Source organism: Microbulbifer salipaludis, from assembly GCF_017303155.1.
GTDB lineage: Bacteria > Pseudomonadota > Gammaproteobacteria > Pseudomonadales > Cellvibrionaceae > Microbulbifer > Microbulbifer salipaludis.
The window spans coordinates 214,173-236,609 of record NZ_JAEKJR010000003.1 but is presented as its reverse complement, the minus strand read 5'-3'; the positions used below and the strand labels follow the sequence as shown (position 1 = coordinate 236,609).

Here is a 22,437-nt window from a genome sequence, read left to right as displayed (position 1 = left end):
GTGCCATTGACCTATACTTGCCACGAAATTCTGCCGTGGCAAGGAGGCCGCCGTGCGCTCGAAGCAAACTTCTCAATCTGTAACGGACACCCGCAGGTACTGTCTGCCAAGGGTTTTGGCGCTGGCGATCAGCGCCGTGACGAGCGCGCCCCTTGCTCTGGCGGAAGAACCCATATTCCGCTCGCTGGTAGTCTTTGGTGACAGCCTTGCCGACAACGGTAACGCGGGCGTGTTTACCAACGCCGATCCCCAGGGCGTTTACCCGCGTCAGCCCGCGGTTTCTTTTCTCGCCGACCGTCTGGGTGTGCCCGCACAGAATTCCTGCTTTGGTCTGGGCGCCGATTTCGGCGGGCTGATTCCCTGCGCCCCAGCGCCGGGTAGCCCGGACGCACAGCTTGCGCAGATCCTTGATTCGCTGCGGGTCAACGGCCCCAACTGGGCGGTGGGAGGCAACCGCACCGCCGATGTGCTGCTGGACCTGGTGGGACCGCAGCGTTTTCGTGCGCTGTTCCCCAACACCACCGTGGCCGATCACAATGTGCTCTCGACCATCTTGCCGGACGCAAGCCGCTGCGGTGCCGATGGGGTGTGCGACCCGGCTGCGGGCGAGAGCCCTTATCTGAGCACCGCGGAAGTACTCGCCGCCACGGCGGCGTTCAATAATCCGGCTGCGCTGCAGGCGCTGGTGGATGACCCGAACAACAACATCACCCTTACCGGTGTGCCGTTTGCCACCGGCCAGGGGTACCTGTCGCAGAATATGCCGTCGCGCAGTGATCTCTTTTTCCTGAACGGGGGCGGCAACAATATTCTCGACGGTGTGCGCGCGGGTAACCTGAGTCTCATGTCGATGGAGCGTGCGGCCACCTTCCTCTCCACCGCCGCCAGCGAACTCAAGGGCGCTGGAGCCAAGTACATCGTGATGACGAATGCGCCGAGAATCGGGCGCACCCCCGCGATCGTTGCCCAGGGGCAGGCCGCCGTCGAGTATGCCAACTGGGGCACCGAGTTATTCAATAACGCCCTGCGGCGCCAGCTGAATTATGACGTGGGGAATATCTTGCTACTGGATATGGAAGGGATACTGGAGCTGGTACTGCAGGACCCGGTGGCGTTCGGCCTCGCCGACATCAACCAGAGCGCTACCTGTTATATCAATTGCGCCAACCCGGACCCGGTCTACGGTGCCAACGGCACTAATCCCAACCCGGACCTGCTGGTGTTTTATGACGGGATTCACCCCACCCTGGTGGGGCAGCGTGTGCTCGCCGACTACTACTACGAGACACTGACCGCCGCGGTGGGTTTTGGCGTGTTGCCGGACCTCGGGTATCAGAACCTGCGCCAGCATCGCATCAATATCGATCATCACCTGATGTCCCAGCGCTACCGTGATCCGTTTACCACGGTATTTTTCGGTGCCAGTGTGGGCTACGCAGAACCGGGCGCCGGCCCGGCGATCAGTGACGAGCAGCCCGTGTGGGATGGCTTTCTAGGCATGAGCTTCGCGGGCTTTGAAGACTTCGAATGGGGCCTCGGCCTGTCCTACGGTGGCAGTGAGTACGAGCCCGACAAGCTGTTTTTCCGCTCCCGCAATTTGAACTTCAGTGCCTTTGCCCGTTGGGACGACGGCTTCTGGTTTGTGGATGGTGGCCTCGGCTTCTCCGACATCCAGTACGATGACATTGAGCGCAGCATCCAGCTGGGGCACAGCTTCCGTCACCGGCTGGACGCAGACACCGACGGTGAAGGCTACAACGCCTTTGTGCGCGCCGGTTATGACGCAAGCCGCAATCTCGCTAGCCAGATGGGGCCCTTTGTCGCGGTCGACTGGACCGAAATTGATGTGAACGGGTTTGTCGAGCGCACCCGTCCCATGCGCACCTACACCGACCGCGCGGGCCTGCCCCGGGACCCCCTGGGGCTCTGGGTGCACGGGCAGGACCGGGAGTACCTGCGCTACCGCGCCGGCTTCTTTTACAACAGCCCGGATGCCGCGGAACACCAGTGGTTTGGCGAGCTGTGGCTGGAAAACACCACCGGCGATGACTTTGCCGATCTTGGTATCGGGGTCAAATCCATCTATAACAACTGGGCGCGCCTGCCCTCCTATCGCAGCGACAAAACCGGCTTCTTCCAGAGTGGTGTTGGTGCCATGGTGGGGGTGAGTATCAATGAAAAGCTGCGGGTGGCGGCAGACCTACTGGTGCGCCCGGACGACAGCGTGGGGGGGCTGAGCCTGAACTATCGGTTCTGACGCCGAATTTTCTGCGGTAAACCGGGAAAATAAATCGGCATGCTGCGAAAACCTCGGGGGTTAATCGGCATCGATTAGCCCGACGGTTGCTATCGTGAGCAGATCGATAACAACCCGAATAGATGGACGCCAATGATGTACAGCCCCCGATTCAGCAAACAGAGCCAGGCCTTGCACTCCGCCGACGCCGACGTCTGGGCGGTCAGCGATCGTGCCCACGACCTTGCCGACAAGGGGGAGGATGTCATTTTCCTGTGTGTGGGTGACCCCAACTTCGATACCCCGGAGCCCATTCTCGATTTCGCCCGCGCTCGCCTGGGGGTAGGCCGTACCCACTACTCGCCGGCGGCTGGCGAGGCAGTGCTGCGCCGTGCCATTGCGGATATCGAAAGCAAGGTATCACCCCACCCCTGTAGCCCCGATGACGTGGTGGTGTTCCCCGGCGGCACCAATGCCATTTTTGCCGTGCTCTCCTGCCTGTTGAACCCGGGCGAGCAGATCGTCATCCCTGAGCCCATGTACATCGGCTATGTGCCCATTACCGATGCCCTGCAACTGGACGTCCGGAAGGTCGCCTGCCCGGCGCAGCAGGGCTTTGCCTTTGATATCGAAACCATCAAACAGGCGATTACCGATGACACCCGCGCGGTTATGATCAACACCCCGGTCAACCCCACCGGAGCCATGGCAACCCCGGAGCAGTTGCGCGAGCTTGCCGCCTATTGCCGGGCGCGCAATGTGTGGCTGATTTCTGATGAAATGTATTCCATGATCACCTTCGCGCGCCGACATACTTCCCTGCGCGCGGCGGCCGAGCAGCTGGATAATGTGATCGTGATTGACGGCCTGTCCAAGTCCCACGCGATGAGCGGTTGGCGTCTGGGCTGGGCGGTGGCGCAGGGCGAGATGGTTGAGCGCCTGATCGAATTTGCCGGTGCGACCATTTTTGGGGTGCCTCAGTTTATCCAGGAGGCCGCCGCGTTCGCGCTGGAGTTCGATACCTATTTTGTAAGCCAGATGCGTGAGGCCTATGAGAAACGCCGCGACCTGATTGTGGAGCGGGTAGGGCGCATCCCGGGCCTCAGCTGCTACTCCCCGGATGCGGGCATGTTTGTGATGGTGGATGTGTCGGAAGTGGCGGAAAGCGGGGAAGCCTTTGCCGATGCACTGCTCGATGCGGAACTGGTTTCGGTACTACCGGGAAAACCGTTTGGTCCCAGTGCTGTGAACCACGTGCGACTGACACTGGCCGCGGAGGAGAGCGAGCTCTCCCGGGCGCTGGATCGCATTGAGCGGTTCGTGACGGGTGGTTGCCTGAAAGCCGGCTAAAAAACTCGCTGCTTATAGCCTTGGGAACACGTGAGGACCGCGAGTGGCTCACGTGTTCGCAACGGCGAATTGCGTTATCCTTCGGGCACCTTGCCCCGCCTCCCGGGCTCAGCCGAGCCACCGGCAGAATGAAAAGTAGATTACCGTGAAAGTAGACCGCCACAACCTGAAAATTCTCGAAGTGCTGCAGACCAATGCCCGGATCAGCAATCTCAACCTGGCCGACCAGATTGGCCTTTCCGAGAGTGCCTGCCTGGCGCGGGTGAAGAAGCTCACCAGTGAAAAGTTTATCCGCGAGTTCCAGGCCGAGATCAACCTGGAGAAGGTGCGCCACGCAGAGTTTTACGTCAATGTGGCGCTGAAGCGTCAGGACTCGAAAACCAGCGAGAGCTTTCGCCGAGCCATCAACAAGATCGAGCAGATCGTTTCCTGTGTGAAAATGTCCGGCGAGTTTGACTACATGCTGCGATTTGTGTGCCCGGATGCGGCGGACTTCAATCGCGTGTCGGAACAATTGCTGGCGGATGAGGATGCGGCGATTACCCGCATGACGTCGCACCTGGTGATTGAGAAAACCAAGCCGTTTACCGGCTATCCCCTGGAGCTTCTGTTCCAGGATTGAACGCAGGGCGCTTGCCGTCCTTGGACCTCTCTAGGCCTCGGGCCTTTTGAGTGGCAGCGGGGGTTGATCCCAGCGCCCGCGGCCTTAAACCACCACCAGTGCGATGGTGCGGTCGATCAGCCACCAGGCGGAAAGCCCGCCCACCAGATAGGCCACCGGCAGCGCAGAGGCCGCCGTGATCGAAGTGCCGGTACGCACCTCCCACAGTTGTACCGGCTTTACCCGCCGCAGCAGATGCATCAGTCCGGCGACACCGGCAATAAACGCCAACTGACCCGCTTCCACGCCGATATTGAACAGCCCCAGAGACAGGGGAATCGCATGCTCCGGAACCCCGATTTCGGACAACGCGCCGGCAAAGCCGAGTCCATGCAACAGCCCGAATCCAAACGCCACCACCCACGGCTTGCGTATGGCGAGGGTTTTCCGCCCTTCCAGCTTGTGCAGAATCTCCGTGGCAATAAACACGATACTCAATGCAATGACGGCCTCGACCGGTGCCTGGGGCACGGTGACCACGCCCAGTACGGCAAGCGCCAGAGTGATACTGTGCGCCAGTGTAAAGGCGGTAATGGTGGCGACCAGTTGCCCGCCGCCACTTACCAGCACCACCAGCGCCAGCACAAACAGCAGGTGGTCGATGCCCAGCAGGATATGCTCGATACCCAGCACAAAATAGGTTCCCGCAACCTGCAGCATGCCCGCCCGGTTTTCAACCTGCAGCTGGGTCTGGTCCGGCATCAGGCGGCTGACCTGTTCCCGTCCTCCCAGCCAGCTGATACGCACCAGCGCGTCGGTCATGGTATTGGCGAGCCCGTCGATGGAAATTGTACTGCCGACCAGTGCCTGGGGATGGGAAATTTCCCAGCGCTCGACGTAATAGCCCCCGACCATCTGGGCGCTGGGCAGGCTGCGCTCGAGGGTCTGGTCATCAAACTGCACGTACAGTGACAGTCGCATCTCGCCACGGGCGGGGACTCGCCAGGTTACATCAAACTGTTCCGCTGCGGTCTGCACAATACTCAGTGCGGCCGGGCGCAGTTCATGGGCGAAGCTGATACTGGGGAGGCTGGCCGAGAGGGCGGTGCAGAGCAGGGCGATCCACAGTAGCAGGCGTCTCATTGTGCGCCCTCCGCGTCCCCTGCGGTCGGTGCCGCAACACGAATTCGGTAGTTTGCGCGCAGGGTTTCATACTGGGCCTGCAGAATGTTTTTCTGCTCTGCCTGCTGCCAGTCGCGCAGTACATCCGCTTTAATCTCGTTGAAGTCGGCCTGATGCCGGGGCTCGCAGGATGAAATTCGAACCAGGTGCTCGCCATAGGCGGAGGTGAGGGGCCCCGCCCACTGGCCAGTCTCCAGTTCGAGAAACTGTTGGGAAAAATCACTGCCAAACAAGCGGTCAATACGCTCGCTGCTCACATTGTCATACCGGTATTCCAGCAGATTGCTGTCGCTGAGCGTCTGGGGGTCGGTGCCGGCGGTGAGCTTGGTGAGGACGAGTCGCGCATCTTCGGCGACTTCTGTGCGTTTGCCGCTGTCGAGAAACACCTGTTCAAAGGTGTAGTGAGAGGGCACGGTGTACTTGTCGAGGTTGCTGGAGTAAAACGTCTCCAGTACCTGATCGGTGGGCTCAATGGCGTCCACCAGATCTTTCGCGAGAAACTCCATCTTCATCCGCAGCCGGCGGCGGATCACGGTATCGTTTTCGTCCAGACCCATTTTGACCGCTTCCCGGTACAGCACCTCTTCGCGGACGTATTCGTCGATCAGACCCTGCAGTTCGTCGGGACCCGGGGGACGTTGCCAGCCGCGCTCGAAGACATTCGACAGGTGCTGGATGCGGTTCTGGGTGATGACGATTTCCTGCCCATCTCCGGGGGAGACAGTCTGGAACAGTCCATGGAGGGCGAAGAGTGCGGCGCCAACCGCGGCGAATTGAAGGCTGGGATCCTTGATCCAACGCAAGTCCATTCACGAACTCCGATTTATGCTCTTTTTTTGACGACGGCTCGTTGCACACGTATTCCTATGCCCATTGAGGATAGTTCAAGAATAGGAATTTGCTGTGGTGGTCCCTGAAGCCATCATCGTGCTTGGCAGGCATTTCTTTTTTTCTGATCTGGAATCCCCGGGGAAATTTGGATACCGCCGGTGCCGTGGTTATAGTTGTCCGTCATTGGCGGGCCAGTTTGGGCCGGCGCGCCAGCGTGGGCTGCCAGACTTACACTCGATGACTTACGCTCGATAGTGATTACCGATGGAGTAGGCGAATTTATGAAATCAATGATTCATACTGCGGTGTGCGGCATTTTTACGGCGTGTGTGGCGGGTTTTTCTGCCGTTGCCGTGTCGGAGACCATTGAGGAGAAGTATCAGCGGGCCTGTCATGTCTGCCACGCCAGTGGCGTTGCCAATGCACCCAAGGTACATGACCCCGAGGCGTGGAAGCCCCGTCTCGACAAGGGCATGGATGCGCTGGTGAGTTCCATTAAAAATGGGATGAATGCCATGCCTCCGGGCGGCCTGTGTGCGGACTGCACGGACGAGGAGTACAAGGCGCTGATCAAGTTTATGTCCGAGCCCAAACAGTAAGTGGGCACAGGCGGCCGCATTGGGGCTTCAGTGGTCCTGTAGCCCGAGCGCGGCCGGGCGTTTGAAAAGCTTGCAGGAACCTGTCTACAGACAAGGTGGTGACTGGGCTATTCGCCTGCAGAGCAGGTCCTGCAAGACTCAGTGTGGCCCAAGTGGCAGTGTTTGGCTTGCGTAAATCTAAAAAAATCTGACGGATTTTTACACTTCCTATTTACCCTTTCTTTTCATCCATCTCTTTCTCTACCTTCACACCCATCTCTTCACTCACGCAGGGTTTGCCCCGCTTTTGTATTCGACGCAACGGGTCGCTGGCGCGATGGCTGCTTCACTCGGGTAACTGTGCTCGCCGAAACTCGGTGGGCGTCTGGTTATGGCGGCGCTTGAAGGCCGCATTGAACGGGCTCAGTGAGCGATAACCAATATCCAGTGCAATCGAGAGTACCGGCAGGTGCGCCTCATTGGGGTCGCACAGGCGGCGGCTGGCTTCATCGATGCGGAATTGATTCAGGTACTCGTTGAAGTTGCGGAACCCCAGGTGCTGGTTGATCAGTGCGCGCAACGCATGTTCGCGGGTTGCCAGTTGATCCGCCAGCTCGCGGATGGTCAGGCCGGTATGGCGATAACCGCCCGCTTGCATGTGCTGTTGTAATTTTGTCAGCAAAACTTGCTGGTTTGCGTCCAGCGGCTCTGGCCGGGTGGGTGACTCCGCCGGTGCGGTTGGCTCCGAGTCCTCTGTGATGCTGGGAAGTGATTCTTCCAGGGCCCTGGGAGACAGGGCGAGCAACCACAAGCAGGCGGCGAAGGCGAGAGCGCTGGCCATGATAGCGTGCAGGGTGGCAACACCCGCTGGAATGGGAAAATAGGAAAATACAAATTCCGCGCACACCACAATCACCATGTAACTGCCGATCGCGATCAGCAGGCCAATGCGCAATTGCCGGCGCTCATTCACCAGGTCGGACTGCAGCTGTTGCATCAGTGTCGCAAGTCCCGCGCCGATCAGTCCCAATTTACAGGGCTGTGCCAGTAGATAAAAAAATGGGTGTAGGTGTAGTTGGCTGGCAAGGTCAATCGCAATTTCCACCCCGATCACGACCCAGCCCCAGCGGGGAAATGGTTCTTTGTCGTTGCACAGCTGGTAGGTAAAAACCCAGAAAGCACCGGGAATCAGGAGAGTGGGCAGGTTGATGAGCAGGCCTGTCAGCGCGCTTTGGTTATCCAGCAGTGGGCGCAGCAAATACAGGCTCGCGCCGAACATCAGAATCAGAAGCCACCAGCTGCCAACCCGGTGTCGGTGCCCGATCGCAATGCGTGCCGCGGCGAGCAGCAGCAGGCCGCAAGCAGCGCCGGTAAAAAAACGATAATCCATCGGCGACCTCGGGCTTATCTTGTATTACGTTTCCACGCTGTACAGACTCTAACGGACTGCGCACTCAGCGCCAGCGATCGACCCAGGCATCGAGCACCTTGCGGCTGTAAGTATGACGGCCGTAGCTGCCGTTGTAATAGGCCAGGGCGTTGGGCATGTTGCCTTTCGCTTTCTTGATGTAGTGCTTGAGGATGGTGCACCCGTAGCGGAGATTGGTGTCCATGTCGATCAGGTTGTCTTCGGGTCGACCGATTTCATTTTTCCAGAAGGGCATCACCTGCATCATGCCCTGGGCACCCACACGGGACACTGCGTAGGGGTTAAATGCGCTTTCGATCTGTATCACGGCCAGCACAATTTCCGGCTGCAGTCCCGCGCGTGTGGCTTCCCGGTGTATGGCCTTGAGCACCCGCATGCGTTCTTCCGGTTCCTTGATGTAGCGGGCCAGGGGTTGGGACTTTGACATCAGCCACACTTCGGCATCGAAGCGGTCGACGAAGGAGTCGGCTTCGGTCACGGCACCTTTGAGCGCGGCCAGTAGCTGGGGGTCCACCTGCTTGACCTGGGCGTAGCCCGCGGTGCTGAGCAGGCACAGCAGCAATGTGGAGAGAACTTTTCTTATCATGGGGTGAGATTTTACGGGAATGGGCTGGGGAAGGGCAGGGCCTTCCCCCAGTGCTTGGCCGCCACCGGGCTCGCTTACGAAGTCCCAAAGAACCTCGAAGCCGGCAGCTTAGTGGGCAATCTTCTCCAGCAGAATATCCAGAATCTGATCCGCAGAAAATTCCTGGTTCTCAGAATCGCGACGGCCCTTGTACTCGATATTGCCTTTTTCCAGTCCGCGGTCGCCGACGACGATGCGGTGGGGGATGCCCATCAGCTCGGTATCCGCCAGCATGCCGCCGAGACGGGCTTTCGGCTCGTCCATCAGCAGTACATCAATGCCTTTCGCCGAGAGCGCCTCGTAGATGTGCTCACACTTCTGCTGCACCGCCTCACTCTTATGCATGTTGATCGGCACAATCGCCAGCTGGAACGGCGCGATGGCTTCCGGCCAGATGATGCCCGCATCGTCGTGGTTCTGCTCGATGGCTGCGGCCACCACGCGGGAAACGCCGATACCGTAACAGCCCATGGCCATCACCTGCTCCTTGCCGTTCTCGTCCAGTACCGTGGCATTCATCGCCTCACTGTACTTGGTGCCCAGCTGGAAAATATGGCCAACCTCGATGCCGCGCTTGATCTCCAAAGTGCCTTTGCCATCCGGGCTGGCATCGCCCGGCACCACGTTGCGCAGGTCTTCGACCCGGCCCAGCGCCACATCGCGCTCCCAGTTCACACCGGTCAGGTGGTAGTCATCTTTGTTGGCACCACACACGAAATCCGCCAGGTGGGCCGCTGCACGGTCGACGACCACGTCAATGTTCATACCCACCGGGCCCAGGGAGCCGATACCACAGCCCAGCTCCGCGGCAATGCGCGCTTCCGGGGCAAATTGCAGCGGGCTGGCAATGCCCGGGAGTTTCTCTGCCTTCAGCTCGTTCAGGTCGTGGTCACCGCGCAGCACCAGCGCCACCAGTGGCGCCTCGTCGCCTTCTTCCGCAGTTTCACCCAATACAATCAGGGTTTTGACCGAGGTATTGGCGGCGATGCCGAATGCTTCCTCAAGCGCCGCAATGGTTTTGTGCCCCGGAGTGTGCAGTTCCTGCATGTCTTTGCTGGGCGCCGGGCGCTCGCCAGTGGGGGCCACGGCTTCGGCCAGTTCCACGTTCGCGGCGTAGCGGCTCTCGGAGGAAAACGCGATATCGTCCTCACCGCTTTGGGCCAGCACATGAAATTCGTGGGAGTGGGAACCGCCGATGGAGCCGGTATCTGCCAGTACCGGGCGGTAGTCGAGGCCGATGCGGTCGAAAATGCGGCAGTAGGCATCGTGCATGACGTCGTAGGTTTCCTGCAGGGAGTCCGCGTTCACATGGAAGGAGTAGGCGTCCTTCATGGTGAACTCGCGGGCGCGCATCACGCCGAAGCGGGGGCGGATCTCATCGCGGAACTTGGTCTGGATCTGGTAGAAGTTGGCCGGCAGCTGCTTGTAGCTGTTGACCTCGTTGCGAATCAGGTCGGTGATCACTTCTTCGTGGGTGGGGCCCAGGCAGAAGGGATTGTTGTGGCGGTCCTGAATGCGCAGCAGCTCCGGGCCGTATTGCTGCCAGCGGCCGGATTCTTCCCACAGCTCGGCCGGCTGCACCACCGGCATCAGTACTTCCAGTGCGCCGGCGTTGTTCATCTCCTCGCGCACAATGTTCTCGACCTTGCGCAGTACCCGCAGACCCGTGGGCAGCCAGGTATAGAGTCCGGAGGACAGGCGGCGGATCATGCCGGCGCGCAGCATCAGCTGGTGGCTGATGACCACTGCGTCATTAGGAGTTTCTTTCTGGGTGGCGATCAGATAGCGGGATGCGCGCATAGTGCTTTCTTTTTCTGTCGGTGGAATTTAGGGCAAGGTTAGAGGGCGGCCATTTTACGCCGGTGGGGGCGGGTTTTGGTAGGGGCCACCGAACTCGATGCGAAGGTGCAGGTGCCGCCAAGGAGCGCAATTCGCACAAAACTCGTGTTCCAAAAACAGAAAACCCCGCAAAAGCGGGGTTTTCGGGGCTGAACGCAGTGGGGATCAGGACTCGGCCATTTCCTTCAGCTTCTTCAGCGGGCGAATCTTCACCTGGATGCTCGCGGGCTTGGCCTTGAACACGGTCTCTTCACCGGTGAACGGGTTGATACCCTTACGAGCCTTTTTGGCCGGCTTTTTCACGGTGGTGATCTTCATCAGGCCGGGCAGGGCGAACTCGCCTACAGCGCGCTTCTTCACGTGGCCTTCGATCACGTCGGTCAGTTCGTCGAGTACAGACTGTACCTGCTTGCGGGACAGCTCGGTTTTCTCGGCGATCTGGTTCAGAATCTGGGTTTTGGTGTACTTCTCTTTGATCGCAGTCACTTTCTTCTTGGCCGGAGCGGCCTTGGCTGCGGCTTTCTTGGCTGGAGCCTTTTTGGCTGCAGTCTTCTTGGCGGGGGCTTTCTTAGCTGCGGCTTTCTTCTTTGCGGCCATCGTTAGCTTCCTTCTTTATATACGTGTTTTTCCAGTGAAAGTGTGTGTACAACAAGGCTTGCCGGGCTGCTGGGCCAGGGCTTACCCAAGTACTGAGCTGAAGTATATCCAGTTTTTGTCCGCGCGCACGGGGTAAAAACAGAAAAAAAGTGCTTTTTTACAGGGTTTTGCTCGAAAAATGGCCCTCAAATCCCGCTGCGCGCACGGCACCTGGACGGCGGGCGCCCTCAAATTACAGGCTTCTTCTTCCCTCGCAGGTGCTCATGTATAATCTGCGCCCCTTTATATTCAGTGAGATCCGGGTACATCACGATGCCTATCTACGAATACCAGTGCAAGGCCTGTGGCCACCATCTGGAAGCCCTGCAGCGTATGAGCGATGCTCCGCTGAAAGACTGCCCCGCCTGCAACAAGGCGGAACTGAGCAAACAGATCAGCGCGGCCGGCTTTCGCCTGAAGGGCGGCGGCTGGTACGAAACCGACTTCAAAACCGGCAGCAAGAAGAACCTTGCCGGTGATGCCGCCAAATCCAGCAGCGGAAGTGGCACCGAATCCAAAGCCAGCTGAGACATCTGGGCCAAGCTAAGACAGGCGGCATTCAGAACAACCAGCAGAATTGAAACATTACTAAGGGAATAAGACTCCATGCGCACCGACTACTGTGGCGCCCTGCGATCCGCCGATATTGACCGCGAAGTAACCCTGTGTGGCTGGGTAGACCGCCGCCGCGATCACGGGGGAGTCATTTTCATCGACCTGCGCGACCGTGATGGCATCGCACAGGTGGTATTCGATCCGGATGCCGCAGAGCATTTCGAGCTTGCCGACCGTGTGCGCAGTGAGTACGTCCTCAAGGTAACCGGCCGTGTGCGCGCCCGCGCACCGGAAGCGGTGAACCCCAACATGGTGACCGGCGAAATCGAGGTGTACGGCCTGCAGCTGGAAATCCTCAACAGTGCGGAAACCCCTCCTTTCCAGCTGGATGAGCACACCGCGGTGGGCGAAGACGTACGCCTCAAGTACCGCTACCTGGACCTGCGTCGCAACGAGATGCAGCACAACCTGCGCTTCCGCTCGCAGCTCACCACCGCTATCCGCAACTACCTCGATGGTGAAGGTTTCCTCGACATCGAGACCCCGATCCTCACCCGAGCCACCCCGGAAGGCGCGCGCGACTACCTGGTGCCGAGCCGCACCCACGGAGGCAAGTTCTTTGCCCTGCCGCAGTCGCCCCAGCTATTTAAACAGCTGCTGATGGTGTCTGGCTTTGATCGCTACTACCAGATCGCCAAGTGTTTCCGCGACGAAGACCTGCGTGCCGACCGCCAGCCGGAATTTACCCAGATCGATATCGAGACCGCATTCCTCGATGAAAACGCCATCATGTCCATCACTGAGAACATGATTCGCAAGCTGTTCAAAGAGCTGAAAGGGGTGGAGCTGGGTGAATTCCCGCGTATGCCATTCTCCGAAGCCATGGCCAAGTTTGGCTCCGACAAGCCGGACCTGCGTATTCCGCTGGAACTGGTGGACATCAAGGACCTGATGACGGAAGTGGACTTCAAGGTCTTCTCCGGCCCGGCCAACGACCCGAAAGGCCGTGTCACCGCCCTGAAGGTGCCCGGTGGCAACGACAAGCTGACCCGCAAGCAGATCGACGACTACACCAAGTATGTCTCCATCTACGGCGCCAAGGGTCTGGCGTATATCAAGGTGAACGACAAGGCGGATCTGGAAAACGGCCTGCAATCGCCGATCGTCAAGTTCCTGCCGAATGACGTGCGCGGGGCGATTCTCGACCGCCTGCAGGCGGAAAACGGCGACCTGATCTTCTTCGGCGCCGATAAAGGCAAGGTTGTTTCCGAAGCACTGGGCGCGCTGCGCTGCAAGCTGGGTGAAGACCTCAACCTGTACGTGGCCGAGTGGGCGCCGCTGTGGGTGGTGGACTTCCCGATGTTCGAAGAGAACGACGACGGCAGTATCACCGCACTGCACCACCCGTTTACCGCGCCCTCCTGTGCACCGGAAGAGCTGGAGAAAAACCCGCTGGAAGCCCTGTCCCGAGCCTATGACATGGTGCTGAACGGCACCGAGCTGGGTGGCGGCTCCATCCGTATTCACAATCAGGACATGCAGCAGACCGTATTCCGCGCACTGGGTATCAGTGCGGAAGAGCAGCGGGAGAAGTTTGGCTTCCTGCTGGATGCGCTGAAATACGGTGCGCCGCCCCACGGTGGCCTGGCCTTCGGTCTCGACCGGCTGGTGATGCTGATGACCGGCACCGATTCCATTCGCGACGTCATCGCCTTCCCGAAAACGCAGAGCGCGGCCTGTGTAATGACCGACGCACCGGGCGCCGTGGACGCCAGGCAGCTGCGTGAGCTGAGCATCCGTCTGCGCCAGAAAGAAGAGCAAGTGGGCTAAAGTTTCTGAACGTAAACCCCGGCGCGCGCCGGGGTGACCGTGAATTAAAGTAAGCCACCTTTAAGCCAACTTATTGGAGAAAGACCGGAGATTCATCGATGGCGGGACACAGTAAATGGGCCAACATCAAGCACCGCAAGGCGGCCCAGGACGCCAAGCGCGGTAAGATTTTCACCAAGATCATTCGCGAGCTGACCGTGGCCGCGAAGTCCGGGGGCAACCCGGATGACAACCCGACCCTGCGCGCCACCATTGACAAGGCCCTGGGCGCGAACATGAAGCGCGACACCATCGACAAGGCCATTGCCCGCGGCGCTGGTAATGCCGACGGTGACAACTACGAGGCGGTGACCTACGAGGGTTACGGTGTGGGCGGCGTGGCGGTACTGGTGGAGTGCCTGACCGACAACCGCAACCGTACCGTGGCCGAGGTACGCCACGCGTTCACCAAGCGTGGAGGCAACCTGGGCACCGATGGCTCCGTTGCTTATCTGTTTGCGCGCAAGGGCCAGATGTACTTTGAGCCGGGTACCGATGAAGACGCGCTGATGGAAGCCGCCCTGGAAGCCGGCGCCGAGGACATCGAAACCAACGACGATGGCAGCATCGAAGTCACCACCGAGTTTACCGACTACATGCCGGTGAAAGACGCGCTCACCGAAGCCGGTTTCAAGCCGGACAATGCGGAAATCGCCATGATTCCGGCCACCACCATCCCGCTGGACAAAGATGGCGCGGAGAAAGTAATGGCACTGGTGGATATGCTGGAAGATCTGGATGATGTGCAGAATGTGTACACCAATGCTGACATTCCGGAAGAGGTGATGGCGGAGCTCGCGTAGATTCGCCAGATGCCACCACCCAATGCCCCGAATTTCGGGGCATTTTTGTATCTGCCGCCGATATACCCGGCGGTCAGCCTTGACGCCCCGGCGTCGCCTTGGGACACTTCCGCAAACAATTGTATAAATGTACAGGGGGTGGCCCGTCGTGACCCGAATTCTGGGAATTGATCCCGGCTCGCGCAAAACCGGTTACGGCCTCATCGATGTCGAGCGCTCCAGCGCCCGCTATGTGGCGAGTGGGGTGATCAAACTCCCCGATGGCCCACTCCCGGAGCGCCTGAAGCTCATATTTGATGCCGTCAGCCAGATTGCCCAGCAGTATCAGCCGCAGCAGATGGCGATTGAGAATGTGTTTATGTCCAAGAGTGCCGGTTCGGCGCTTAAGCTGGGGCAGGCGAGGGGGGCGGCCATCGTTGCTGCCACCCATGCGGATCTGGCTGTCTCGGAGTACGAAGCACGCAAGGTGAAACAGGCAGTGGTGGGTAACGGTGGTGCGGACAAGCTGCAGGTGCAGCATATGGTCAAAACCCTTTTGAAACTGCCGGCTTCTCCACAGGAAGATGCTGCGGATGCGTTGGCCGTAGCGCTTTGTCATATGCATACGATGCAGACGTTGATTCAAACCTCTGCCGGGAGTCGCACTCGGTTTCGTCGGGGGCGGCTCAGTGTTACTTGAGTTTGGCTTCGGCGGTCCCGCGAAGGTGTCCCCGGTATCGAAGCCTTAGCACTTTAGCGCTGCTTGCTTGGCAATCACCGGGTGTGCTCGGTGGTGTGTGATGGCGAATGACCATGACTCGAAGGCGCTGCTGCCGGTAAAGGTTTGCCAGACCTTCTGCGAGAGGGACCTCGCAGAAGAGCCCCCATGGATGGGTTTACGGCGTGTCTGGCAAACCTTTACCGGCAGTGGCGCCGCCACAAGACTAAGAAAATAGGTGCCACTGGATTCAACCGTGTCATCAAGCCTGGAAAAAGAATGATAGGAAGACTCACCGGAAAACTGGCCGCCGTACAGCCCCCACAATTACTGGTAGACGTACAGGGCGTGGGCTACGAAGTGCTGGCCCCCATGACCACCATCTTTGAATTGCCGCAGTTGGGCGGTAGCGTGCAGCTGCATACTCATCTGGCAGTGTCGGAAACCTCCCAGCAATTGTTCGGGTTTATTCGTGAATCCGACCGGCAGCTGTTCCGTACCCTGATCAAGGTCAACGGCGTTGGTCCGAAAATGGCCCTGGCCATCCTGTCCGGCCTCGATGGCGCCGCACTGGCGCGCTGTGTGGCAGACGACAATATTGGCGCGCTGGTGAAAGTACCCGGCGTGGGCAAGAAGACCGCCGAGCGACTGATCATCGAGCTGCGTGGCAAGCTGACCCCGCAGAGCGGTGACCTGGGTGATATCCCGCTGATGGCTGCCAGCGCCGAGCCACAGGTCGACCATGCCGGTGAAGCGGAGAGCGCGCTGGCCGCGCTGGGTTACAAGCCCACCGACGCCAGCAAGATGGTCGCCCGCGCCGCCAAGGCGCAGCCCGAAGCCGATAGCGCGACCCTGATACGCCTCGCCCTGAAAAGCATGGCCCCTGCATAACGTATTGAGATGACCCTGTGATTGAAGCCGACCGCCTGATCGCCCCCGAACCCATCGGCCCTTCCGGGCAAGAGGAACAGTACGACCGCGCCGTGCGCCCGAAAACCCTGGCCGATTATGTGGGCCAGCCGGTGGTGCGCGAGCAGATGGAAATTTTTATCCAGGCCGCCAAGCTTCGGAAGGAAGCGCTGGACCACACGCTGGTATTTGGTCCGCCCGGGCTCGGTAAAACGACCCTGGCCAACATCATTGCGGCAGAAATGGGCGTGGCGATCAAGACCACGTCCGGGCCGGTGCTGGAGAAAGCCGGCGACCTCGCCGCCATTATGACCAACCTCGAGCCCGGCGATGTGTTGTTCATCGATGAGATCCACCGCCTCAGTCCCCATGTGGAAGAGGTGCTGTATCCGGCGATGGAGGACTACCAGCTGGATATCATGATTGGTGAAGGCCCGGCAGCGCGCTCCATCAAGCTGGATTTGCCGCCGTTTACCCTCGTGGGGGCCACCACCAGGGCGGGACTGCTCACTTCACCGCTGCGGGATCGCTTCGGTATCGTGCAGCGCCTGGAGTTCTACTCGGTAGAAGATCTCACCAGCATCGTCGCCCGCTCTGCCGGGTTGATGGGGGTGGCCATGGACCAGGGCGGGGCCCATGAGGTGGCGCGCCGCGCCCGCGGCACCCCGCGTATTGCCAACCGCCTGCTGCGTCGTGTACGGGATTACGCGGAAGTGAAGGGCAATGGCCACGTGTGCACCGAGACTGCTGACCGCGCACTGAACATGCTCAATGTGGATGCCAGTGGCTTCGATCAGCTCGACCGGCGCGTATTGCTGACCATGATCGAGAAATTCGATGGTGGTCCGGTGGGCGTGGACAGCCTGGCGGCGGCGGTCAGTGAAGAGCGGGATACCATTGAAGATGTACTGGAGCCCTATCTGATCCAGCAGGGTTACCTGGCGCGCACTCCCCGCGGGCGCGTGGTGACGGCACTGGCCTACGCGCATTTCGGTATTCCCGCCCCGGACCGTACCTGACGAACCGGTCGCGATCCTGTAGCATGTCCTGTTGTCGCCGCTGTGTGCCCTTGAAATTGCACCGGCGGCCCCCAAACCGCTATCAACAACAAAAACGCGTCTGCGGTCGGTCATTTAAGGACGGTGTGTGTCAGAACCTTTCTCTATTCCCATTCGCGTCTATATCGAGGATACGGACGCTGGCGGAATCGTCTATTACGTCAATTATTTAAAGTATATGGAGCGCGCGCGCACAGAATTGGTCCGCGCCCTCGGCTATGATAAGCCCGCCATGCCGCAGCAGGGGTTGCTGCTGGTGGTGCATTCCGCTGAGGTACAGTACCGCCGGTCTGCAATACTGGATGATGCGCTGAGAGCCTCTGCCCGTATTGGCAAGCTCGGCCGTGCTGCGATTACCTTCGAGCAGAAAATCTGGCGCGGCGATGAAATTATTTGCGAGGGCGTGGTCAAAGTGGCTTGTGTGGACGATGCCAGCCGCAAACCCTGTGCACTACCTGAAACCATCTATCAAGCATTGAAGGCAGCGAGTTAAGACATGAATGCCGGTGAACAACTTTCTCTTTGGGGCCTGATTTCCAGCGCCAGCCTGCTGGTGCAACTGGTGATGCTGATGCTGTTGCTGGCCTCAGTGATCTCCTGGGTGATGATCATCCAGCGGGGCAGCTATCTGTCGCGGGCGCGCAAGTCCATGATCAACTTCGAGCGCAAGTTCTGGTCGGGTGCAGACCTGAACCAGCTGTTTCGCGATGGCAACGCCGCCGCGGAGAAGGGCAGTATCGACGGGGTCGAGTCGCTATTCCGCGCCGGTTTCACCGAATTCACACGTCTGCGTCAGCAGGGCAAAAGCAGCCCTGCGGCCGTGATGGAGGGTACCGAGCGGGCGATGCGGGTTGCCATGTCGCGCGAGCAGGAGAAGGTAGAAATGAACCTGCCGTTCCTCGCCACTGTGGGTTCCGTCAGCCCCTATATCGGCCTGTTTGGCACCGTATGGGGCATCATGAACTCTTTCCGCGGTCTTGCCACTATGCACCAGGCCACTATTGCGACTGTCGCGCCGGGTATTTCCGAGGCGTTGGTGGCAACCGCCATGGGCCTGTTTGCCGCTATCCCTGCGGTCATGGCGTACAACCGTTACTCCGCCAGGGCGGAGTGGCTGCTGTCCAGCTATGAGACCTTCGCTGAGGAGTTTTCCTCCATCCTTCATCGCAAAGTACACGCTAGCTGAGGCGCGAGGACAGCGAAACCATGAGCAATTTTCGCAAGGCTCCGAAGCGCAAACTGGTCTCCGAGATCAACGTGGTGCCCTACATCGACGTGATGCTGGTGCTGTTGATCGTCTTTATGGTGACCGCGCCCCTGCTGATGCAGGGTGTGAAGGTTGACCTGCCGGATGCCCCCTCCGCACCAATTGAAGATACCGATGACGAGCCTCTGATCGTGTCGGTGAAAGCGGATGGCACCTATTACCTGAATCTCGGTGAGGACGAAAAAGTCGCCAAACCGCTGAAAGAGATCAAGGATACCGTGGCCAAAGTGTTGCGCCAGAAGCCGAAAACGCCGGTGCTGGTGTGGGGCGATACGGACGCCAAATACGGTTTGATCGTGGGGGCCATGACCCATCTCCAGCAGGCCGGGGCGCCAAGCGTCGGGCTGGTTACCGAACCGCCGTCAGAGTGATCCGGGGCAAGAGGCAAGTATGAAAGGCTCCTACGGCCCGGCTATCGTTATCAGTGTGGCTTTGCATGCGCTTTTGATCGCAGTGCTGACGTTTGGCTGGGAGGCGGAGCACAAGCGTGAGCTGAAGCCCATGCCAAAGTTCGTGCAGGCCAAGCTGGTGCAGCTGGAATCCAAATCGGACAAACCCAAAGCGCCGCCCAAGGTCGATTTGCGCGAGAAGCGCCGCCAGCAGGAGCTGGAGCGCCAGCGCAGGGCCGAGGCCGAGAAAAAACGCAAAGCCGCGGCCGAGCGCAAAAAGAAGCAGGAAGCAGAGAAAAAACGCAAGGCCGAAGCCGCCCGCAAGAAGCGTGAGGCAGAGGAAAAGGCCCGCAAAGAAAAAGAGCGCAAGGAGCGGTTGGAGCAGGAGCGCAAGAGTGCATTTGAGGACGCGCTGGAAGATGAAGAGGCGCTGCAGGAAGCCAGTGATGATTCCGCAGCAGTGATGTCCGTCGCCCAGGCCATTCAACAGCGCATCGAGGCAGTCTGGAGTCGGCCACCCAGTGCCCGCAATGGCATGGTGGTGGAAGTGCAGATCAATTTTGTGCCCACCGGCCGGGTAATTGCCTCAACCATTACCAAAGGCAGTGGCAATGCTGCCGTGGACAGATCGGTGCTCACCGCGGTCAAGAAGGTCGAGGTATTCCCCGAGGTGGCTGAGGTAGCCCGTGAGGAGCCATCGCTGTTTGAGCGCCAGATACGAACCACCAAACTGATATTCAGAGTCGAAGGCCTGCGCCAATGATGAAAAAAACAGTCTCACTTCTGCTCACCACGTTACTCGGCTGTGTGCTGGCGGTTTCCGCCCGGGCCCAGCTGGTGGTTGAAATTGTCGACGGTAACGATAATCCCACACCGGTTGCGGTAGTGCCGTTTGACTGGTCCGGCAGCGGCGTTCTGGCCGAGGATGTGTCGGCGATCATTGCGGCCGACCTGCGCCGCAGCGGCCTGATCGCACCGGTACCCCGCGAGGACATGCTCTCTTTTCCGAAGACCCCGGAGCAGGTGAGCTTTCGCGACTGGCGTATGCTGGGCACCGAGTATGTGGTGACCGGCCGCATGCAGCCCCAGGCCAATGGCTACCTGCTGAGCTTTGACCTGGTCAATATTTTTGGCCAGCGCAAGGTGTTCACCAAGCAGGTCACCGGTGGCGCACAACAGCTGCGGGATATTGCCCACCGCGCAGCGGATGAGGTTTTCGAGGCGATTACCGGTATTCGCGGGGCCTTTGGTACCCAGATGGTCTACGTGCAGGAGACCCAGCGCGGCGGTCAGCCCAGCTATGCGCTGATGCTGTCGGATATCGACGGCGCGCGCGCACGCCAGATCCGCCGCTTCAGTGCACCGGTGATGTCGCCGAGCTGGTCGCCCAATGGTCAGGAAGTGGCTTACGTGTCTTTCGAGACAGGACGTCCGGCGATTTTTCGCGAAAACCTGCGCACTGGTGCGCGTCAGCAGCTCACCAACTTCAAGGGACTGAACAGCTCGCCCACCTGGTCGCCGGATGGCTCCAAGTTGGCGATGGTGCTTTCCAAGGACGGCAACCCGGAAATTTACGTGCTGGATCTGGCCAGCGGTCGCTTTACCCGGCTGACCCGTCACTTCTCCATCGACACCGAACCAAACTGGATGCCCGATGGGAAATCGCTGGTTTTTACCTCGGATAGGGGAGGTAAGCCACAAATTTATCAATTGACTCTTGCCACGGGTCAAGTAGACCGCTTAACCTTCGACGGCGACTACAACGCGCGTCCGCGGGTATCCCCCGATGGCAAAACACTGGTTATGGTGCATCGTAGCAGGGGGGTTTTTACGATCGCTACGATGGACATCGTATCCGGACGAATGCGTGTCCTTACGGAGACGCGCCTGGACGAATCCCCGAGTATTGCGCCCAATGGCGCGATGCTGATGTACGCCACCAAGCGGGGGAGCAAGGGTATTCTAGCTGCGGTGTCGCTGGATGCCGGGGTGAAATACAGCCTGCCTTCTCAGCAGGGAAATGTCCGCGAGCCGGCGTGGTCGCCTTACTTTGATTGATGCAGTACCTGTCGTATATATTATCTTTTTGCGACAAGTGTGAGATCAAACAAATAAGAAGAAGCGAAACCCTGATTTAATACCGGGTTTTACCCCTTACAGGATTTCTCGATAACACTAAAGCGGAGTTGTTTATGTTCAAATCAGTTAAAACCGGCTTGGGCCTGGCTTGCGTACTGGCAGTAATGGCCGGTTGTTCCAGCACCGATACCGACGACAGCGCCAACCAGATGGTTGAGCAAACCCCACCTCCGGTAGTGGAAGATACCACTGCTACCGAAACTGTAGTGCCGCTGGACAACGTCGTTTACTTCGACTTCGACCAGAGCCTGCTGAAGCCTTCTACCCGTGAGCTGCTGATCAAGCACGCTGACCGTATGCGCGGCGCCACCACTGGTACCGTACGCCTGGAAGGCCACGCCGACGAGCTGGGCACCCGTGAATACAACCTGGCTCTGGGCGAGCGTCGTGCCAACGCCGTACGCGACTTCCTGGTGCTCCAGGGCGTAAACGCCGCTAACCTGGAAGTCATCAGCTACGGCGAAGAGCGTCCGGCTGTTGAAGGTTCCAGCGAGAGCGCTCGCGCTATGAACCGCCGCGTGGTAATCAACTAATCTGGAAGCATGACATTGTCTTTTCTGATTAGAAGTATCGCGGTAGCCGCAGCCTTTATGGCTGCGGTTCCGCCCGCATTCTCGCAGGCCCCGATTGTTGATCTGTCCAGTGACAGCAACGTCAATCGTGGTGCTGCAACCCCTCCTCCCCCCAGCTATCCGCAGCTCGCCAGCCGGACCGATACCTCGGCCGGAAACCTGCAGGCAAACCCGCAGGCGGATGCCTACTACCAGATGCAGCTTCTGCAGCAGGAAGTCCAGGAATTGCGCGGTTCGGTGGAGGAGCTTCGGCACGAGGTCAAGCGGTTGCGTCAACAGCGCACCGAAGACTATATGGATCTCGATCGCCGTATATCCAAGCTGACTGGTGATGCCCCCGCAACCGATGCTCCGGCGTCCGGTGGTGCCGGTGGGGCCAATTCCGCTGCCCAGGCGCCGGCCAATGATGCTGACGCCCCTGCAGCCAGTGAAAATGAGCGCGATCGCTACCAGGCCAGCTTCGGTTTGGCCCGAAATGGCGATTACGACGGTGCCAGCAAGGCCTTCAAAAGCCTGCTTGACGACTACCCCAACGGCCAGTATGCACCCAACGCCAACTATTGGCTGGGCGAGATTGCTCTGGTGCAGGGGAACATCGAAGAGGCGCGCACCTGGTTTGTGGCGCTGCTCGACGGCTACCCCAATTCCGGTAAGGTGTGGGATGGCCGTTACAAGCTGGGTACCGTGTACTACCAGCTGGGTGACAAAGCCAAGGCTAAAGAGCTATTGGAGCAGGTTGCGGCCAGTGACGCCCGTGCCTCTGGGCTCGCGAAGCAATACTTGAAGGAAAACTTCCAGTAAGCCCGCCGCCGCACCGCTCAAGTGCTGGTTTTGTGATCAAAAAAATTCTATGATCCCGCGCCCGGGTGGCA

23 protein-coding genes are annotated in these 22,437 nt (G+C 59.4%); 17 read left to right on the top strand and 6 right to left on the bottom strand.

The features are described from left to right. Positions 1-136: 136 nt before the first annotated feature. The 3 genes from JF535_RS16260 to JF535_RS16250 all read left to right on the top strand — a co-directional run bounded on the left by JF535_RS16260 (position 137) and on the right by JF535_RS16250 (position 4,208). Complete coding sequence (locus tag JF535_RS16260) at positions 137-2,257, top strand: autotransporter domain-containing protein (RefSeq protein ID WP_207004175.1); 2,121 nt, start codon at positions 137-139, stop codon at positions 2,255-2,257. Positions 2,258-2,389: 132 nt separating this feature from the next. Continuing rightward, the gene (locus JF535_RS16255; RefSeq protein ID WP_242524061.1) at positions 2,390-3,586 is read left to right on the top strand and encodes a pyridoxal phosphate-dependent aminotransferase; all 1,197 of its coding nucleotides are present in this window, start codon (positions 2,390-2,392) and stop codon (positions 3,584-3,586) included. Between the two features lie 145 nt (positions 3,587-3,731). Further along, entirely contained in the window at positions 3,732-4,208 is a 477-nt protein-coding gene (locus tag JF535_RS16250) for an Lrp/AsnC family transcriptional regulator (RefSeq protein WP_066962458.1), read from the top strand. Positions 4,209-4,292: 84 nt separating this feature from the next. On the opposite strand, the gene JF535_RS16245 is transcribed toward JF535_RS16250, so the two are convergent. Further along, positions 4,293-5,330 carry a HupE/UreJ family protein gene (locus tag JF535_RS16245; RefSeq protein ID WP_207004173.1) on the bottom strand — a complete coding sequence of 346 codons (1,038 nt, stop codon included), beginning with the start codon at positions 5,328-5,330 and terminating at the stop codon, positions 4,293-4,295. Beyond that, positions 5,327-6,178, bottom strand: coding sequence for a peptidyl-prolyl cis-trans isomerase (locus JF535_RS16240; RefSeq protein WP_207004172.1), 852 nt, complete (start codon positions 6,176-6,178; stop codon positions 5,327-5,329). The genes JF535_RS16245 and JF535_RS16240 overlap by 4 nt, the downstream gene beginning before the upstream one ends. Before the next feature lie 303 nt (positions 6,179-6,481). Between JF535_RS16240 and JF535_RS16235 the strand changes: the two genes are divergently transcribed. Then, complete coding sequence (locus JF535_RS16235; RefSeq protein ID WP_277987272.1) at positions 6,482-6,799, top strand: c-type cytochrome; 318 nt, start codon at positions 6,482-6,484, stop codon at positions 6,797-6,799. A gap of 325 nt (positions 6,800-7,124) precedes the next feature. On the opposite strand, the gene JF535_RS16230 is transcribed toward JF535_RS16235, so the two are convergent. From JF535_RS16230 to JF535_RS16215, 4 genes are all read right to left on the bottom strand, one after another. Then, positions 7,125-8,168 carry a helix-turn-helix transcriptional regulator gene (locus JF535_RS16230; protein WP_207004171.1) on the bottom strand — a complete coding sequence of 348 codons (1,044 nt, stop codon included), beginning with the start codon at positions 8,166-8,168 and terminating at the stop codon, positions 7,125-7,127. 64 nt (positions 8,169-8,232) lie between these two features. Next, on the bottom strand, positions 8,233-8,793 hold the full coding sequence (locus JF535_RS16225) for a lytic transglycosylase domain-containing protein (RefSeq protein WP_066962473.1): 561 nt from the start codon (positions 8,791-8,793) through the stop codon (positions 8,233-8,235). A gap of 108 nt (positions 8,794-8,901) precedes the next feature. Continuing rightward, positions 8,902-10,632, bottom strand: coding sequence for a proline--tRNA ligase (locus JF535_RS16220; RefSeq protein WP_207004170.1), 1,731 nt, complete (start codon positions 10,630-10,632; stop codon positions 8,902-8,904). A 204-nt stretch (positions 10,633-10,836) separates the two neighbouring features. Further along, on the bottom strand, positions 10,837-11,268 hold the full coding sequence (locus JF535_RS16215; RefSeq protein WP_207004169.1) for an HU family DNA-binding protein: 432 nt from the start codon (positions 11,266-11,268) through the stop codon (positions 10,837-10,839). 312 nt (positions 11,269-11,580) lie between these two features. On the opposite strand from JF535_RS16215, the gene JF535_RS16210 reads away from it, so the two are divergent. The 13 genes from JF535_RS16210 to ybgF all read left to right on the top strand — a co-directional run bounded on the left by JF535_RS16210 (position 11,581) and on the right by ybgF (position 22,366). Continuing rightward, complete coding sequence (locus JF535_RS16210; RefSeq protein WP_066967590.1) at positions 11,581-11,835, top strand: FmdB family zinc ribbon protein; 255 nt, start codon at positions 11,581-11,583, stop codon at positions 11,833-11,835. Between the two features lie 78 nt (positions 11,836-11,913). Next, complete coding sequence (gene aspS / locus JF535_RS16205) at positions 11,914-13,692, top strand: aspartate--tRNA ligase (protein ID WP_207004168.1); 1,779 nt, start codon at positions 11,914-11,916, stop codon at positions 13,690-13,692. 98 nt (positions 13,693-13,790) lie between these two features. Continuing rightward, positions 13,791-14,534, top strand: a complete 744-nt coding sequence (locus JF535_RS16200) for a YebC/PmpR family DNA-binding transcriptional regulator (RefSeq protein ID WP_207004166.1) — start codon at positions 13,791-13,793, stop codon at positions 14,532-14,534. 148 nt (positions 14,535-14,682) lie between these two features. After that, a complete protein-coding gene (ruvC, locus tag JF535_RS16195) occupies positions 14,683-15,213 on the top strand; it encodes a crossover junction endodeoxyribonuclease RuvC (protein WP_207004164.1) in 531 nt (176 codons plus the stop codon). 297 nt (positions 15,214-15,510) lie between these two features. Beyond that, complete coding sequence (ruvA, locus tag JF535_RS16190) at positions 15,511-16,122, top strand: Holliday junction branch migration protein RuvA (protein WP_207004162.1); 612 nt, start codon at positions 15,511-15,513, stop codon at positions 16,120-16,122. Between the two features lie 17 nt (positions 16,123-16,139). Next, the gene (gene ruvB, locus JF535_RS16185) at positions 16,140-17,159 is read left to right on the top strand and encodes a Holliday junction branch migration DNA helicase RuvB (protein WP_066962496.1); all 1,020 of its coding nucleotides are present in this window, start codon (positions 16,140-16,142) and stop codon (positions 17,157-17,159) included. A 127-nt stretch (positions 17,160-17,286) separates the two neighbouring features. Then, positions 17,287-17,691: a tol-pal system-associated acyl-CoA thioesterase gene (ybgC, locus tag JF535_RS16180; protein ID WP_066962499.1), complete on the top strand. Its 405-nt coding sequence runs from the start codon at positions 17,287-17,289 to the stop codon at positions 17,689-17,691. A 3-nt stretch (positions 17,692-17,694) separates the two neighbouring features. Beyond that, entirely contained in the window at positions 17,695-18,384 is a 690-nt protein-coding gene (gene tolQ, locus JF535_RS16175; RefSeq protein WP_207004161.1) for a protein TolQ, read from the top strand. Positions 18,385-18,404: 20 nt separating this feature from the next. Then, positions 18,405-18,836: a protein TolR gene (gene tolR, locus JF535_RS16170; RefSeq protein ID WP_066962504.1), complete on the top strand. Its 432-nt coding sequence runs from the start codon at positions 18,405-18,407 to the stop codon at positions 18,834-18,836. A gap of 19 nt (positions 18,837-18,855) precedes the next feature. Then, entirely contained in the window at positions 18,856-19,617 is a 762-nt protein-coding gene (gene tolA / locus JF535_RS16165) for a cell envelope integrity protein TolA (protein WP_207004160.1), read from the top strand. Then, a complete protein-coding gene (tolB, locus tag JF535_RS16160; protein WP_242524084.1) occupies positions 19,617-20,912 on the top strand; it encodes a Tol-Pal system beta propeller repeat protein TolB in 1,296 nt (431 codons plus the stop codon). Before tolA ends, tolB begins: the two co-directional genes overlap by 1 nt. A gap of 134 nt (positions 20,913-21,046) precedes the next feature. Then, positions 21,047-21,526, top strand: a complete 480-nt coding sequence (locus JF535_RS16155; protein WP_207004158.1) for an OmpA family protein — start codon at positions 21,047-21,049, stop codon at positions 21,524-21,526. Positions 21,527-21,541: 15 nt separating this feature from the next. Further along, positions 21,542-22,366: a tol-pal system protein YbgF gene (gene ybgF, locus JF535_RS16150; RefSeq protein ID WP_242524060.1), complete on the top strand. Its 825-nt coding sequence runs from the start codon at positions 21,542-21,544 to the stop codon at positions 22,364-22,366. Positions 22,367-22,437 lie beyond the last annotated feature (71 nt).